Raw genomic sequence first — 15,157 nt, forward strand, 5'->3', positions numbered from 1 at the left:
CCGCATACAATTACATCCCATCACAAAAAATAGCGGGATGAAGGCTGGCGTAAATAAACGTTTAAAATGCCACGTTATCTTGTCCTTTTAATGCCAGCATAGCGCGAGCTTCTTGTGGTGTTGCCACTTCTAGCGACAGGCCTTCAATCACCTGCCGTATCTTGCGCACCTGCGCGGCGCTTGATTCGGCTAATTGTCCCGGACCGATCCATAGCGAATCCTCAAGCCCGACGCGGACGTTTGATCCTTGCGCCAAGCCGATGGTGGCTAATGGGATCTGGTTACGACCCGCACCAAGAATCGACCATACGTAGTCGTTTCCAAACAACCGATCTGCTGTACGTTTCATGTGGGCGAGATCTTCAGGATGCGCGCCAATGCCACCGAGTAAACCGAATACGCTTTGTACAAAGAAGGGCGCTTTAGCCAAACCGCGATCGGCGAAATGCGCCAGGTTATACAGATGAGAAATGTCGTAGCACTCGTGTTCAAATCGTGTTCCGTTTGCACCGCACGAGGTCAGCACATATTCGATATCGGCGAAGGTGTTCTTGAATACCAGATCACGACTTTTTTCTAAATGTTCACGTTCCCATGGATGCTTGAATTCCTTAAACCGATCAAGCATCGGATACAAGCCGAAATTCATTGATCCCATATTCAGCGACGCCACTTCGGGTTGGAAGCGCAAAGCCGGTTGCAAGCGTTCCTCCACCGTCATGTGCGGACTGCCGCCGGTAGTCAGATTGATCACGGCATCGGTTTCTGCTTTGATCTGTGGCAAAAACTTTTCAAAGACTGCCGGATCTTGGGTCGGCTTACCGTTTTCCGGATCGCGTGCATGTAAATGTATTATTGCGGCACCTTCCCGTGCGGCAGCCAGCGCTGCATCCGCAATTTGTTGCGGTGTGACTGGCAAAAATGGTGACATCGTTGGTGTATGTATCGCGCCGGTTGGGGCGCAAGTGATGATGACTTTACGTGTTGCGGACATGTTGTCTCCCAATAAAATGTAGATTAATTATTTTCACGAATGACTGCGATGATGCGTAATGGCTATTTGTAATGACGATCGTGATGTGCCGATTAAAGCGTCTCGACGTTTCGGCACACCGAAATAGCTTGGCCGGATAGGGCGCTACCTGCGGGAGAACATAAAAACAGCACACTCGCTGCAATTTCTTCCTGCGTGACCATCCTCTTAAGCGATATTTTGTCCAGATAACTCGCCTCCATCGATTCGTAACTAACGCCGACTTGTTCGGCCCTGGCCCTGATCACGCGCTCCATACGCGGCCCTTTTACGATGCCCGGTTGTATCGCGTTAACGCGAATGTTGTCCGGCCCCAGTTCAATCGCAAGGCTCTTCGCCAGCCCCACCAAAGCCCATTTGGTCGATGAGTAGGGAGTACGATAGGCATAGCCAAGGCGACCCGCAACGGATGAAATAAATACAATGGAGCCGCCGTCTGGTGCGCTACGCAGCATTGGCACCGCGTGCCGCATGAAGTAGAAATGGCTGTTCAAATTGACCGCAACGGTCTTTTCCCAATCGGCAATCGGGATCTCATCGATACCACCCGTTGGCCCTGCGATTCCGGCATTGTTGATCAGCACGTCAAGTCCCCCAAGCTTGCTACGCACATCATCGAATACGCGTTCAACCGCGGCCGCATCGGAGACGTCGGCGCAACTGCCTGTGATAACTAATGTCTTTAACGTTTTTAATGCTGCAATGGCATTGGCATCGACATCACAAACATGCACCCGCGCACCAGCTTCAACAAAGGCTTTTGCAATCTCTAGTCCAATGCCAGAAGCCCCACCTGTGATAAGAACCCGCAATCCTGGTCGCGGTGTTAATAATTGCAATACACCCATTATTGGTCTCCTAATTACGTTGTTTTCAATTTCAACTGTTACCGTTTTTGCCTGTAACGCGTGTTCTTCAAAGGCGCTAAGGCGATTGCTTTATTTGTATTGTGATCTGTGATCACACATGGCAAAATGTAGCCATTGGCCGATCCTCTGTCAACATTTTTTTCAAACCAGTCAATTTATTGTGCCAAGGCTCAACAATTTGACTGGGTTGTGCGGTGTATACTTTTGCCATGACAATATCTGAACTTGTAATTCCACTGAAACGCCAGACCATGAGTGTGGAGGTCTACAACCAGCTCAAAGAACTTCTAATGAGTGGGCGAATGATGCCTGGAGAGCAACTCTCGTTACGCACTGTTGCCGCAGCGCTAGGCGTCAGTGTCATGCCGGTACGCGAAGCTATGCAGCGTCTGGTTGCTGAACAAGCGTTGGTGCTGACGTTAAATCGGACACTTCGTGTGCCGACTATGACCGTTAGTCAGTTCCGTGAAATCACACAGATTCGAATCAATCTGGAAGGTTTAGCAACAGAACAGGCTACTTATGCGCTTCAGTCCTCTGCCGTGCGAAAAATCTCGGAGTTACACCAGCGCTTTGCCAACGAAATGGCACTTACGGAGCCAGACAGCTCCGTGCTGGTCCGCCTGAACAAGGAATTACACTTCGCGATTTACCAAGGCGCATGTATGCCTATGTTGATGCAACTCATTGAGACGTTGTGGGTACGCGTTGGTCCCATTTTGAACTACGATTTGCATTCCGGCTCACGCCGTGTGGTAGAGCAAGTGGCGGTCAGCCATCATCTTGGTCTGATCGATGCTCTGGAACGCCGCGACGGCATCGCGGCAAGAGCCGCACTGCAAGGGGATATAGAAAGCGCAGCTGAATTTATCGTTTCTGCCGGTGTGCTGGTGATCGCGGACGCCCCTACTTAATAGGCTGAAACCCCGAAAAATCGGATGACTCCATCTACAGGCGATAAGGTCAAACATCAATTATAAAATCGGTAAATAAGCTATCAGGTCGTTTCCGGTTTGCGTTCGTAAATCTGGCGGAGAATAGCTTCGCACAACGGACATTCCTCCTTACCACCTGGATAGAAATTTGGCCGCGGTGCGCCCAGCCTAACCCTAATTTCATGTTAAAACTTTACATGCAAAACTTTTGAAAGAGGGTGTTTATAGAAAGTTCGATAAAGAGGGCTAAGTACGGTTCAGAAAAATTCATATCAAATATTCATATTATGCAAGAAAGAAATGTTTCTTTATAAAAATTTCTTGTTATTAGGCAATATTAAAGAGCGATTGAAGGGTAGACTATAGCTACAAAGAAAACTACAAGGCTATACAAAAGCGATGATCGGCAATGGGAAAAAAGTAAGAAAAAGTCATTTTTTTAAATACTTCAAGGTTTCCGGTATACACATTAATCAAACGGCGCTGGTTCTCGGTTGCATTTTACCAATTGCAGCCGTAGCCTTTTTTTTGATTGTCAATTTTTACACGCATGAACGAGAAAATTTGACGCGTCACGCTGCCAGCAACGCTGATGCGATCATTGCTGCTGTAGATAGAGAATTCGCCAGTACGCAGTCGGCTCTTCAACTTCTTAACAGTTCCCCGCGTCTGGCGGATGGCGACTTTAAGACTTTTTATGCCAGAGCGTTGGAAGAGTTACCGATGCTTCCCGTTGAAAGTATCGCAGTGTTAGCATCCGACGGCCAGCTGCTCCTCTCCACTAATCTTCCATTTGGACCGATTCTTCCCAAATTAACGGATGTGCCTTTACTTAAAAATATATTTGAAACAGGTAAACCAAGCGTTTCTGGCCTTTTCGTGGGGCCGCTCTCAGGGCGACTTGTTTTTTCTATCGCAGTCCCGGTCAAGCGTAATGGATCAATTCTTTATTCACTGAATGCCTCAGTAGCGCCCTCACAACTCTTAAATTTAATGGCAGATCAAAAGCTGCCCGGTAGTTGGATCGCTGCGATCATCGACAGCAATGGAAATGTCGTAGGGCGCACCCAAAACCTGCAAAAATTTATCGGCAATATGGTGACGCCAGAGTTGTGGCAACGTCTCATCAGCGCGAATAAAGGCCGTTTCGTTACCACTACCCTCGAAGGCGTTCCTGCTATGACGGTATACAGTCGTTCCTCTACAAGCCAATGGGCAGTCGCCTTGTCGATACCGTTAGTCGAGCTCACTGAAGGCCTTCACCATGCACTACTCTTACTGATTATTACGACGGTCATCGTCCTGTCATTAGGACTTGTGCTAGCGTGGTTTTTGGGGGAACGGGTTGCCAATTCTGTCAATGCACTCATACAGCCCGTTATTGCATTAAGCGCGAATAAACCGTTTACCATTCCAACACTGCATTTGCGGAGGCAAATAAACTGCGCAAAGCGTTGCTTGATGCCTCAACCAAGCTCTTCCAGGTCGGATACGACGCGCATCATGACGGCAGTACGGGTATGCCTAATCGCGCACTATTTGATATAGCATTGAATCAGCAATTAGCACTCTGCCGACGTTATAAGACGACACTCGCCGTCTTATATATTGACATAGAGGTTGCCGACGCAGAACCGGATACGGTTAGCGAGGAAAGTGAGGATGCGGATGTTCTTTTACGTCATATATCCATGCGGATCAAAAACTCTCTCCGGGCTCCTGATATGGCTGCCCGACTTGATCGCGATCACTTTGCCATCGTTTTAATTCACTCCGATGTGCCAAGCGCCACTATTTTTGCTAATCAATTGTTCGATATCCTTTCCGAACCATATCAATTAGGACGCATCACAGCCACGATATCGGCTAGCATCGGTATTGCCGGATATCCTGTTACGGGAAGGGACGGGCCGACACTGTTGAAATATGCCGATGATGCAATGCACAAGGCCAAGACTTTAGGCGAGCGTAGGGTTTGTATCGCATGGTGAACATAACCCAATAACTATCTAGCCGGACCCTGCGTATTTCATCTTTATTATTTTGTAACAAAGAACTAATGGTCAATCCAATCGATAAACCTACGCTGCAACGCGTATTCATCAATCGTCTGCCGATTACGTGGTTAGCGGCGGTTTTTGTGGTGTTTGTTTGCCTTTCTCTGGTAGCAATCGATGGCTGGCAAAGTTGGAGCGCCCGCCGTGTGCAATTGCAGGAAGCAAAAGTTGCCACCACCAATATGGCAACGGCCATAGCGCAGCATGCAGACGACACGATCAAAGAGGCGGACACTGCGCTAGTCGGGCTGGTAGAACGCGTTCAGACCGACGGTACAAGTCCTGCTGCGCTCGAACGTTTGCACCGCCTGTTGGTGCAGCGAGTGGGCGAATTGGATCAGTTAAATGGCTTATTTGTGTATGACGAAAAGGGAAATTGGCTCGTCAACTCTATGGCTTCGATGCCCGCAAACGTCAACAATGCAGATAGAAACTATTTTATTTATCACCGCAAACATTTGGATTCGGCGCCGTTCATCGGTCTGCCGATTCAAAGCCGGTCCAATGGTGCCTGGATATTGACGGTATCTCGCCGAATCAATCACCCGGACGGCAGCTTTGCCGGAGTTGCATTGGCCACCATCAATATGGATTATTTTAATAAATTCTACGATCACTTCGAAATCGGCAAACGCGGCGCGATTGTGCTGGCGTTAGACGCAGGCATGATGCTCACTCGTCGGCCGCTATTGTATGATTCTATTGGAAAAAATATAGCGAATAGCACTGTATTTGTTAACTATGTATCCAGGAGCAAATTTGGGACCATTTCGATTGTATCCTCCCAAGACGGCGTTAAACGCATACATAGCTTCCGGCACGTCGAGCATTACCCATTATTTGTGGTTGCAGCGTTGTCGGAAGAGGAAATTCTTGCCGTTTGGCTCTCAGACACTTATCTGCATTCCGCTGGCGTGGCGCTGCTGCTGCTCGTGCTTGTAGTATTTGGGTTTCATCTGGTGAGGCAAATCCAACGACGTGTGCATGCGGAGGCAGAAATTGTGCAAGCCAGAGATGCGTTACTGACACTGAACAAAACGCTTGAACAACTATCTTTACAAGATAGTCTGACCGGTCTTTCGAATCGGCGTCACTTCGACATAGCGCTAGAGAAGGAATTTAAACGTGCCATGCGCAATGGTCGTTCATTGGCTTTGATTATGATCGATGCCGATTATTTCAAGCAATATAATGATATGTACGGGCATACCGAAGGCGATGAATGCCTGCGGACAATCAGTCAAATTGTGAAGTCTAATCAAAATCGGCCGGGAGATCTTGCGGTACGCTACGGCGGAGAAGAGCTGGCGATTTTACTGCCTGATACCGACTTACGCGGCGCGATGACGATTGCTGAAAATATTCGCTACCACGTTCACCGTCTGGCCATCGAACATTCTGGCAGCCCGTTTGGCGTGGTGACGATTAGTGCTGGCGTAGAGGCTTACGTTCCTTTCAGGAATGAGCAACTGCCTTTGGAATTGGTGCAAGCTGCGGATAAGGCGCTGTATAACGCCAAGGCCGACGGACGCAATCGTGTTTGCTTCAATACAAACATCGACAAAGCAACATTAGTCGACGAAGTGTAAAGCTTCTGCACAACTTGCACGTTACAGCCTGATAACGTCAACTCAGTTAATGGGCGGCGGTGGCGAGGAAGCCTTAGGGCTTGCTGGGTTTTACTTTTTTTGACCAGTCTGCTAACCCTGCTATTTGCCGCCCACCCTACTTAGCAGTGGGACGCGGCGTAACCAAAAAAGGCTTGACCTATGCTAAAAACCATCTTACCTGTCCGGTATCGTCTTACCATCATCAAACGCCGCACCATCCTGATCGAACCGGTAGCGCAATCATGAGCAAACGAACAGCACCAAAATCTCTCCATCAGGGATTTTCATGGTCGCCCGACCACCACCAAAATCAAGAAGCCGCAGAATTTTATGCCCTGACCAAAGATGTCTGCCACGGCATTCAACTATCCATCGATTTGGCGCATTTTAGTACGATGGACAGAGACAGCGATACGACGCCGGTATTGAATATTGCAGACACCGAAACTTTATTGCGGTTTACTTTAACGTCGTCGCAGATGTTGGGGAGCATAGCTGAATTGCGAATTGACCAGCTTGATCGTAGCGCCATCAATTGGACTGAGCCTGATGCAAAGGCAGCGTCTTAAGCGCCAATTCAGTTCCGTAATAAGCCAAATCGCCTGAATCCCATAGCGATTGTTTTTTCTAGCTAAGCACGCATTGCGAGGCCGGAAAACGCGGTATGGCGATGAGGGGAATCGCACATTCTTGCTAGGCAAGGATGATCGTTTATTCCCCTCACATCAAGCAAAAGGCGTGTCCGATTTCTTCAAAGTACGCAATACAAAGCTCGATTTGCTATGCCGTATGCCGGGTATTTTATACAGCTTTTCTCTTAATAAACGCTCGTAATCTCGCGTGTCTTTAACGGCGATGCGAATGTAATAGTCGTAGTCGCCGGAGACCAGATAGGCCTCCATGACCTCTGGAATCGTTTCAAGAATACGACCGAATTCGTACAACGTTTCATCGCTGTGACTCTCCAGATTGACCTGAATGATGACAGTATCTTGATACCCAAGTTGGGCAAGATCGACTTTGACCGTATAGCCTTGGATTGCGCCAGCCGATTCCATGCGTTTGATGCGGTTCCAGCATGATGTTGTGGACAGCCCGACTTCTTGACCAATATCTTGCAGGCTTTTGCGCGAGTCTTGCAAAAGTGCCCGCAAAATCGCGAAATCCTGAATGTCGAATATTTTTCCGTCTTTCTTTGAAATAGTCATTTTATTTTCCGAAGTGTAAGCAATTCAACTGAAATTATGAATCCTTTTCAGGCTGAAATAGAATATCATTTTAGTATGAAAATAAGCCAAAATACTTTATCTTCCAACAATGCGTTGTTGGATTCTGAGCCGCACCTGCAATTGACCGGCGCACAGGTTCTATTGCGTACGTTGATTGATTGCGGCGTAGATACCATTTTTGGCTATCCGGGCGGCGCAGTATTGCCACTCTACGATGCACTACATTCGGAGCCGCGCCTTCGGCATATTCTCGTTCGTCATGAGCAGGCTGCCGTCCATGCAGCGCAAGGTTACGCCCGATCAACCGGTCGCCTTGGGGTGGTTTTTGTGACGTCGGGGCCAGGGATCGCCAATACAACGTCTGGCTTACTTGATGCCTTGAGTGATTCTATTCCGTTATTGTGCGTGAGCGGACAAGTCGCGACGACTGCGATTGGTACGAACGCGTTTCAAGAGTGTGATGCGCTTGGCATTTCTCGTACGGTCACCAAGTGGAACGTTCAGATTGGTGACGTTGCCGATATTCCGGATACGGTTCGGTATGCAGTAGCGCAGGCGACGACCGGACGGCCAGGGCCGGTATTAATCGATATACCGAAAGATATTCAGGGACGGTTGTTTGTCGCCCGTCCCCAAACCGCGTCATCTGCCGCATTGCCTGCGTCGACCGATTTAACGCTGGCGGACTTGCCGCCGGTTGCGCTTTTACGTGAAGCGGCACAGATGATCGCAGCATCACGCAGGCCTATACTTTATGGCGGAGGAGGGTTGATCAACTCCGGCAGTGAGGCATGCGCGCAATTTGTTGATCTGGTACATATGACCAACGCGCCATGTACGCTCACGTTGATGGGGCTCGGCGCGTTTCCCGCATCCGATCCGCAATGGCTTGGTATGTTGGGAATGCACGGCACGCTGGAAGCCAATCTGGCTATGCATGAAGCGGATCTTGTCGTCTGTGTCGGCGCACGTTTTGATGATCGTGTCACGGGCCGGTTAAAAGACTTTTGCCCTGAAGCACGCATCGTTCATATCGATATCGATCCAGCATCAGTCGGCAAGGTTGTCAAAACAAATGTTGGACTGGTCGGCGATTGCGCCAAAGTACTTGCCGCTTTAGGTGAGCAGCTTGCATCGTTGCCGCTAGATGCCACTCGCACCGCTGACTGGTGGGCCAAAATTGCACTATGGCGCGCTGAAGAATCTCTTGGTTATACGCATTCACTCCCAACCATCGTGCCGCAACACCTGATGCAAACATTGGCTGAACATCTTGACGGTACTGACGCGATTGTGTCAACTGATGTTGGTCAACATCAAATGTGGGCGGCGCAATATCTTCAGTTTGAAGCACCGCATCGCTGGCTTACCTCGGGCGGCGCAGGCACGATGGGCTACGGTTTGCCCGCGGCGATTGGCGCACAGATTGCGCATCCGGATAAGTTGGTGGTGTGTGTCAGCGGCGATGCATCCATTTTGATGAATATTCAGGAGATGGCGACGGCTGCCCAACATCGATGTCCGGTGAAAGTCATTATTTCAAACAATGGCTGCATGGGAATGGTCAGGCAATGGCAAGAACTGCATCATGGCGCGCGATATAGCCATAGTTATAACGAGGCGTTGCCAGACTTTGTTGCTTTGGCCAAGGCATTCGGGTGGGGATCACGCCGTGTTGAACTGGCTTCTGAAGTGAGTGAGGCGATTGACGCCTGCCTTTCTTCACCCGGTCCTTTTCTGCTGGATGTTGCAGTCGAGCAGCTCGAAAACTGTTTTCCCATGATACCGGGCGGAAGCGGACACCACGAGATCATGCTGTCAGAGAACCGCTGGTATGACAGTCGCACCGGGTCGGTCGTTACAAGACCACCAGATTCTGCGACTTAAAGAGATTTCAAAAAAATAAGTCAGGTCGCGTTATCCACGTGATCTGGTCGACAGGTCAGCAACGGTGATCCCCGTGCCTGACCTGTTTTATTTTATTCACACTATTCACAAAAAAATGGTCGAATCGAAAGGTGCGATTTGCTCGAAGTGTGGGTTGAATTGCGGCTTCAAATATGTCCGTAAATACATCCGCAACTGCATCCAATACTTTATCGGGCAAATCGAGATCGCAAGATTGCAGGCAATGCGCCTGACAACCTGGCTACAACTAGAACTATTAAGTTAAGGTTTGCGCCGTTATGCTAGTTAAAGCAATGTGAAGTATTGATGTAGGTATAATTCTTAACTATATGATTTACATAGTATTTATTACGATTAAGTTGCTTGATACCTATTGATGCCGCGGAGGCAATCAAGCCGATATTTGCGTACTTTTGGTTGTAAGACTTAAAGTTAAAGTACTGATGTAGATATTTTTATAACTAATTGATTTAAAAGATATTTATTGGTCACTGCAATGCAATATATTAAATCTGGGCTAGATTCACGATGACTGATAATTATAAGTAAGGTATGAGTAGAGGTATTTGATGTAAGTATATGAATTTTAAAGTTTATATGATTCATAAATAACGCTCGTTGAAACCGATTATATTCACTCCCCATTTGTTTCAGCTTCTAAAATGTGCATGTATTGATGTATTTTATTGATATAAATATATGATTTAAATAGTCTTTTTTACAGTTAGTTCGCAAGCCATGATTCGATCTGTGCTCTGCAGTGCCTATTGAAGATCGTACATCGCGCAGTAGGTGTCATCATGCGCTGCTTCAAATCCGGGGCATTTTTTTGCAATAAAACAACATCAAGTAGAACTTGACTAACACCGTTTTCGCTTCTAAAGATGTGTTTGGCGTTATGATTATTGATTGGTATTTTGCAAATAGTCGTAAAGCCATTCAAAATGCATTAAGTAATAATTACATTGCATCAATCGTATCGATTCCAATATATGTTATGAATTCGCTTTTTTCCGTGCCGAAGTAACTTTTTAAGTCAGTCGTTATCAACGCCAACCAACAACCAACAACCATTCGAGGGCTCATATGACATCTTTAAGGATTTTCACAGCCGCAGTATTAGCTGCAATGTTGTCGCTGTCGGTCGGATTTGCTTATGCAGAAGGGATGAAAGTCACTTCCACTGCGTTTTCTGACGGCGGCGTCATGCCCGCAATGTATGCTGGTGACGCCGCTGGTTGTGGTGGAAAAGGCGTGTCGCCGCAGGTTTCATGGTCAAATCTTCCGGCAGGCACTAAAACTGTGGCTATTTTATTATTCGATCCTGATGGAAATAAGGGCCTTGGGGTGTCCCATTGGGTTGCCTACAATATTGCCAGCGAAGCAGGGCAATTAAAGCAGGGTGACGGACAGGTTGATGGCCCCGATGTAACCGTTGGCAAAAACATATCTGGCGCGCAAGCCTATCGTGGCGCTTGCCCTCCAGCGGGCGATATCCCTCACCATTATGTGTTGACAGTGATTGCGTCCGATCTCGCACCGATGAGTTTGCCGAAAGGACTTAATCGGGATGAACTGCTCGCAGCACTCAAAGGCCATACGTTTGTAGGGCAGAGTGTGGTTGGACGGTACGGTCAATAATGAATACGCGAACAATTCAATAATAGGGCAATGTTTGCAGTCTTAGCCCGTATGTAATGGTATGCCGAATAGCGATAGTGTGGCCCGTATGCGTCGACTCAGTACCTCATATTTGATGATTTTGATTGGGTATAGTAAAATACAATCAAAATCATCAATGGGTGCTTTATGACCAAAATACGCCACCAGGAAGTCACACCAGGCAACGTTCTGACGTTCCAGTCCTGGCCGCCGAATCAGAAAGAGGCACGCCACGCCGTGCCGGATAGCCAATCGACACACGCGTATTTAATCGGCGTCAACAGTGACCAAGCGTCACGCGTATTGGAAACCTTACTCCCTTTTCTTGATCAACTGCTGGTCGAAAAAACAGGGAAAGTGCGCGAAAAAAAGCTGGAGGATCTGGTGGAGTTCATGACCGGCCAACTGGTATCGCCGTCTGCTGTCGATACCCAGATGGCGCTTCGACTGGCGACCCGTCGTGCGCGTATTCTCAATGAATTTGGCTATATGACTGCGGAAGATCTGGCTGAAAAAAATAACTCCCGTTCTGCAAATCGCAGTGCCTTAGCAGATAACTGGAAGAAACGTCACCAGGTATTTTCTGTCAGTCATCGCGACGATACAGGAAAAACGCGTGAAGTTTTCCCGCTCTTTCAGTTTGAAGATTACAAGCCGATCAAAGCGATTCAACCGGTTTTAGAAGTATTTGATGACAAAAAATCTCCTTGGAAGGTGGCATTCTGGTTCGCGTCAAATAATGGTTGGCTGCCCAATCAAGCCCGGCCGGTTGATTTGCTAGAGGCTAATCCAGACGCGATATTGGATGCTGCCAAACGGGAAACCGCCGGGAACGCCGCTTGACGTGCCGTGCGCCCGGGGTATCGCTCGATCCATTGATCGAAATCTGGCCCGCAGGACAGATAATCCACGTAGTGCACGACGTTGCTTTTACGCCAGAGAGTTTCAATCCGGGAATAGATGCCAAAGGTGTCTTGCGCAATCCAACCCGATTTGCACCCATCAAAGGGCTTGCTGGAAATGTTGTGCCTTATTTGTACGGCGGCTCGTCGCTGGAATGCGCTATTTTCGAGACGGTCTTCCACAATATCTCCATCGATGCGGAAGATAAATTTGTGGATCTGGATGGTTTTGCCATGCGCGGATACGGCGAGATCACACCGCAACGTGATCTGCAACTAGTCGATTTAACAACCGATGGATTGCACCGGCTCAAAGTACCTAAGGCTGAGTTGATCAACAGCGCACCATTCGACTACTTGAGAACTGCGAGATGGGCAGAAGCGATCCACCAGCAATTCCCGCACGTTGACGGTATGCGCTGGATGTCTCGTCAACGCGATCGTGATCAGGCGGTTGTGCTGTTTGGAGATCGGGTTGCTTCTGCGTTGGCCGGAAAGCGCATCGGCGGCGCACTCAAAGGCAACGATTTCTTTCGTCAGCAAATATTGACTTTAGCGTTAAGAGTTGGGATCGACGCTGACTAGAATCTGCTGACATGTCGCCGCATCCACCTGGACTGCAATAACCCGATTGCGCCCTGCATGCTTGGCTTGATACAGGGCGGCATCAGCAGCAGCAACAAGTTGTGAAGACTTGTTGCTGCCGGTCTCAGCGCTGACAGCGTTGACTGTTGCAGCACCAATGCTGATCGTCACTACACCGCCGGTAGAGGCCGAATCAAGAATCCCGAGTTGTGCGATCACTGCCCGAATACGCTCTGCGACGGCTTGCGCCCCCTCAAAAGTTACTTCTGGCAGGATCACCGCGAATTCTTCGCCGCCATAGCGTGCAACCAGATCATAGGCGCGTAGCGGAGTGTTGGCCATGGCAGCGGCGATGCGCTTAAGACATGCATCACCAGCCTGATGTCCATAGCGGTCGTTGTAGTCTTTAAAGTGATCTACATCAACCATCAATAACGTCAGCGGGTGAGATTTTCGGATGGCACGATGCCATTCGGCTTCTAACGTTTCGTCGAAACAACGCCGGTTGGCAATGCCAGTCAGACCGTCTTTGGATGCCAAATCTTGCAAAGCACTTTGCGCTTCCTTTTGAAGCGTTATGTCACGTAACGTTTCAACGACAGAAATCAGGTGTCCAGTTTCATCATAGATCGGTCCGGCATCGATAGCGAGATAACGTCTGGTGCCGAGTTGCGGCATCACGCACCAGTTCTCTGCATAAAGCCCGTTAGGTACTTTTTCAATATTTTTATTCCATACGTAAAGGTCATTTACATCTCTTGTCCGCTCATGAATGATGAGATCGGCAAGACAAGGGCGCGGTGTGGAATAGAATCCGCGCCAATGGTCTGATGTGCCAATCATTTCAGAAGCGGGGATGCCGGTGAGGCGCTCACAAGCCATATTCCAAATGACCACTTTGCATTGCGGATCTAGAACAAAGGTAGGTACAACCAGATGCTGCATAAGACGGACCGCAAAATTGTGCTCTTCTTTACTTTTCCTGGAAATCATTGCATTGCTCTTTATAATTTTCATTATTTGATCGTGTTCCGAAGAAATAAGTTAATCAATGTGAATCATTAACTTTTTTGTCCGACTATTGATTCAGACATTATTCACTAAAATCAGGTGTAGTGAAAGAGATGTAAAGTAAGATTTTAAGACGCATAAATGCAGCAACGATTAAGGATCATATTCTGGTTTTGGCGACAACAAAGCCAAGCCTCTTCAATAAATTGTAGGTAGGATCAGCTTAACGACAGCATCGTCAACTTTATTGCTGCTGAGTAAAAATATAATTAGCACTTCAGGAGCGCTTAAATGTATCAATACAGCCAACCGTCCGACGCAACACTAATCAGAGAAGACCGCGATGGTGTCGCGACACTTCGCATGAACCGGCCCCTGCAAATGAACGCGTTGTCCGAGAACGCGCTTGATGCATTGCAAACGGCATTTGATGCCATTGCCATCGATTCCAGCGTGCGTTGTGTCGTCTTGTGCGCTGCTGGAAAAGCCTTCTGTGCAGGGCATGACTTACGCGAAATGAGAAGTAATTATCACCTCACTTATTACCAGGCGCTGTTTGCACGTTGTAGCCGCCTGATGATGAGCATTCAGGCGCTGCCGATACCGGTTATCGCGCGGGTGCAAGGCATTGCCACGGCGGCGGGATGTCAATTAGTTGCCAGCTGCGATTTGGCGATCGCCTCAGAGTCAGCGCGGTTTGCGGTATCCGGCATCAATGTCGGCTTATTCTGCGCAACACCGGCCGTCGCCTTGTCGCGCAATATATCGACCAAACGCGCATTCGACATGCTGTTCACAGGACGCTTTATCGACGCCGCCACCGCCGCGGATTGGGGACTAATCAACGAAGCCGTTCCAGAGGATGCCTTGGACGAGGCAGTAGCGCGCAAGGTAGCCGTGATCGTCAGCAAAAGCCCGACAGCGGTGCGCTACGGCAAAATGATGTTCTACAAGCAAAGGCAAATGGCGCTCGGCGATGCCTACGATTGCGCCAGCGAAGTCATGGCGCGTAACATCATGGAGCCTGATGCGGCAGAAGGGATCGACGCCTTTTTGGATAAGCGTCAGGCGGTATGGCATTCTTGATGGAGCACGAACGGGGCAGGATTACGCAGGTACGAATATATGGACCCCCGAATCTCTCTGAGATTTGCGTGTGAGCATGTTTGGCTCAGATTCATTAGCTCTGCGGTGATTTTCATACAAACTACCTATGGACGTATTCCGCCTTTGAGATTGACTTATTGCTTGACGGAAATTGTTTCAACGCTTATTCTTTAGCAATGGTGTTAAACCCACCTTAAGAGCCGGCGTGCCACCCCGTTAATCGTGGCGTTGTGCAATTAAGGAGAATAT

The 15,157-nt window shown here is 48.5% G+C and carries 14 protein-coding genes; 10 read left to right on the forward strand and 4 right to left on the reverse strand.

Annotated elements, in window-relative coordinates; all coding sequences use genetic code 11:
* Positions 1-61: 61 nt before the first annotated feature.
* Entirely contained in the window at positions 62-994 is a 933-nt protein-coding gene (locus tag RGU75_RS18885; protein WP_322238599.1) for a 3-keto-5-aminohexanoate cleavage protein, read from the reverse strand.
* 92 nt (positions 995-1,086) lie between these two features.
* Entirely contained in the window at positions 1,087-1,881 is a 795-nt protein-coding gene (locus tag RGU75_RS18890) for an SDR family oxidoreductase (protein WP_322238600.1), read from the reverse strand.
* Between the two features lie 230 nt (positions 1,882-2,111).
* Here RGU75_RS18890 and RGU75_RS18895 point away from each other — a divergent pair, with 230 nt between their 5' ends.
* From RGU75_RS18895 to RGU75_RS18915, 5 genes are all read left to right on the forward strand, one after another.
* Entirely contained in the window at positions 2,112-2,816 is a 705-nt protein-coding gene (locus tag RGU75_RS18895) for a GntR family transcriptional regulator (RefSeq protein ID WP_322238601.1), read from the forward strand.
* A 585-nt stretch (positions 2,817-3,401) separates the two neighbouring features.
* Entirely contained in the window at positions 3,402-4,385 is a 984-nt protein-coding gene (locus RGU75_RS18900) for a cache domain-containing protein (RefSeq protein ID WP_322238602.1), read from the forward strand.
* Positions 4,358-4,828 carry a GGDEF domain-containing protein gene (locus RGU75_RS18905; RefSeq protein ID WP_322238603.1) on the forward strand — a complete coding sequence of 157 codons (471 nt, stop codon included), beginning with the start codon at positions 4,358-4,360 and terminating at the stop codon, positions 4,826-4,828. The genes RGU75_RS18900 and RGU75_RS18905 overlap by 28 nt, the downstream gene beginning before the upstream one ends.
* A 68-nt stretch (positions 4,829-4,896) precedes the next feature.
* Positions 4,897-6,483 (forward strand): sensor domain-containing diguanylate cyclase, encoded by a 1,587-nt coding sequence (locus RGU75_RS18910; protein ID WP_322238604.1) that lies wholly within the window; start codon positions 4,897-4,899, stop codon positions 6,481-6,483.
* 263 nt (positions 6,484-6,746) lie between these two features.
* Positions 6,747-7,073: a hypothetical protein gene (locus RGU75_RS18915; RefSeq protein WP_322238605.1), complete on the forward strand. Its 327-nt coding sequence runs from the start codon at positions 6,747-6,749 to the stop codon at positions 7,071-7,073.
* 156 nt (positions 7,074-7,229) lie between these two features.
* Here the strand turns inward: RGU75_RS18915 and RGU75_RS18920 are convergent, their stop codons facing one another.
* Positions 7,230-7,712, reverse strand: coding sequence for an Lrp/AsnC family transcriptional regulator (locus RGU75_RS18920; RefSeq protein ID WP_322238606.1), 483 nt, complete (start codon positions 7,710-7,712; stop codon positions 7,230-7,232).
* A 75-nt stretch (positions 7,713-7,787) separates the two neighbouring features.
* Here RGU75_RS18920 and ilvB point away from each other — a divergent pair, with 75 nt between their 5' ends.
* The 4 genes from ilvB to RGU75_RS18940 all read left to right on the forward strand — a co-directional run bounded on the left by ilvB (position 7,788) and on the right by RGU75_RS18940 (position 12,790).
* Entirely contained in the window at positions 7,788-9,620 is a 1,833-nt protein-coding gene (gene ilvB, locus RGU75_RS18925) for a biosynthetic-type acetolactate synthase large subunit (RefSeq protein ID WP_322238607.1), read from the forward strand.
* 1,107 nt (positions 9,621-10,727) lie between these two features.
* Complete coding sequence (locus RGU75_RS18930; protein WP_322238608.1) at positions 10,728-11,282, forward strand: YbhB/YbcL family Raf kinase inhibitor-like protein; 555 nt, start codon at positions 10,728-10,730, stop codon at positions 11,280-11,282.
* 168 nt (positions 11,283-11,450) lie between these two features.
* Positions 11,451-12,146 carry a hypothetical protein gene (locus RGU75_RS18935; RefSeq protein ID WP_322238609.1) on the forward strand — a complete coding sequence of 232 codons (696 nt, stop codon included), beginning with the start codon at positions 11,451-11,453 and terminating at the stop codon, positions 12,144-12,146.
* The gene (locus RGU75_RS18940; RefSeq protein ID WP_322238610.1) at positions 12,143-12,790 is read left to right on the forward strand and encodes an RES family NAD+ phosphorylase; all 648 of its coding nucleotides are present in this window, start codon (positions 12,143-12,145) and stop codon (positions 12,788-12,790) included. Before RGU75_RS18935 ends, RGU75_RS18940 begins: the two co-directional genes overlap by 4 nt.
* Here RGU75_RS18940 and RGU75_RS18945 read toward each other — a convergent pair.
* On the reverse strand, positions 12,764-13,807 hold the full coding sequence (locus tag RGU75_RS18945; protein WP_322238611.1) for a diguanylate cyclase: 1,044 nt from the start codon (positions 13,805-13,807) through the stop codon (positions 12,764-12,766). The two genes, RGU75_RS18940 and RGU75_RS18945, sit on opposite strands and share 27 nt — an antisense overlap.
* Before the next feature lie 285 nt (positions 13,808-14,092).
* On the opposite strand from RGU75_RS18945, the gene RGU75_RS18950 reads away from it, so the two are divergent.
* Positions 14,093-14,887, forward strand: a complete 795-nt coding sequence (locus RGU75_RS18950; protein ID WP_322238612.1) for an enoyl-CoA hydratase — start codon at positions 14,093-14,095, stop codon at positions 14,885-14,887.
* Positions 14,888-15,157 lie beyond the last annotated feature (270 nt).

The organism is Glaciimonas sp. CA11.2 (genome assembly GCF_034314045.1).
Lineage (GTDB): Bacteria > Pseudomonadota > Gammaproteobacteria > Burkholderiales > Burkholderiaceae_D > Glaciimonas.

Bases quoted from the DNA above. Each gene is read 5' to 3' on its own strand.
- RGU75_RS18885 (WP_322238599.1), bottom strand. From the start codon at position 994: ATGTCCGCAACACGTAAAGTCATCATCACTTGCGCCCCAACCGGCGCG.
- RGU75_RS18890 (WP_322238600.1), bottom strand. From the start codon at position 1,881: ATGGGTGTATTGCAATTATTAACACCGCGACCAGGATTGCGGGTTCTT.
- RGU75_RS18895 (WP_322238601.1), top strand. From the start codon at position 2,112: ATGACAATATCTGAACTTGTAATTCCACTGAAACGCCAGACCATGAGT.
- RGU75_RS18905 (WP_322238603.1), top strand. From the start codon at position 4,358: ATGCCTAATCGCGCACTATTTGATATAGCATTGAATCAGCAATTAGCA.
- RGU75_RS18910 (WP_322238604.1), top strand. From the start codon at position 4,897: ATGGTCAATCCAATCGATAAACCTACGCTGCAACGCGTATTCATCAAT.
- RGU75_RS18915 (WP_322238605.1), top strand. From the start codon at position 6,747: ATGAGCAAACGAACAGCACCAAAATCTCTCCATCAGGGATTTTCATGG.
- RGU75_RS18920 (WP_322238606.1), bottom strand. From the start codon at position 7,712: ATGACTATTTCAAAGAAAGACGGAAAAATATTCGACATTCAGGATTTC.
- ilvB (WP_322238607.1), top strand. From the start codon at position 7,788: ATGAAAATAAGCCAAAATACTTTATCTTCCAACAATGCGTTGTTGGAT.
- RGU75_RS18930 (WP_322238608.1), top strand. From the start codon at position 10,728: ATGACATCTTTAAGGATTTTCACAGCCGCAGTATTAGCTGCAATGTTG.
- RGU75_RS18935 (WP_322238609.1), top strand. From the start codon at position 11,451: ATGACCAAAATACGCCACCAGGAAGTCACACCAGGCAACGTTCTGACG.
- RGU75_RS18945 (WP_322238611.1), bottom strand. From the start codon at position 13,807: ATGAAAATTATAAAGAGCAATGCAATGATTTCCAGGAAAAGTAAAGAA.
- RGU75_RS18950 (WP_322238612.1), top strand. From the start codon at position 14,093: ATGTATCAATACAGCCAACCGTCCGACGCAACACTAATCAGAGAAGAC.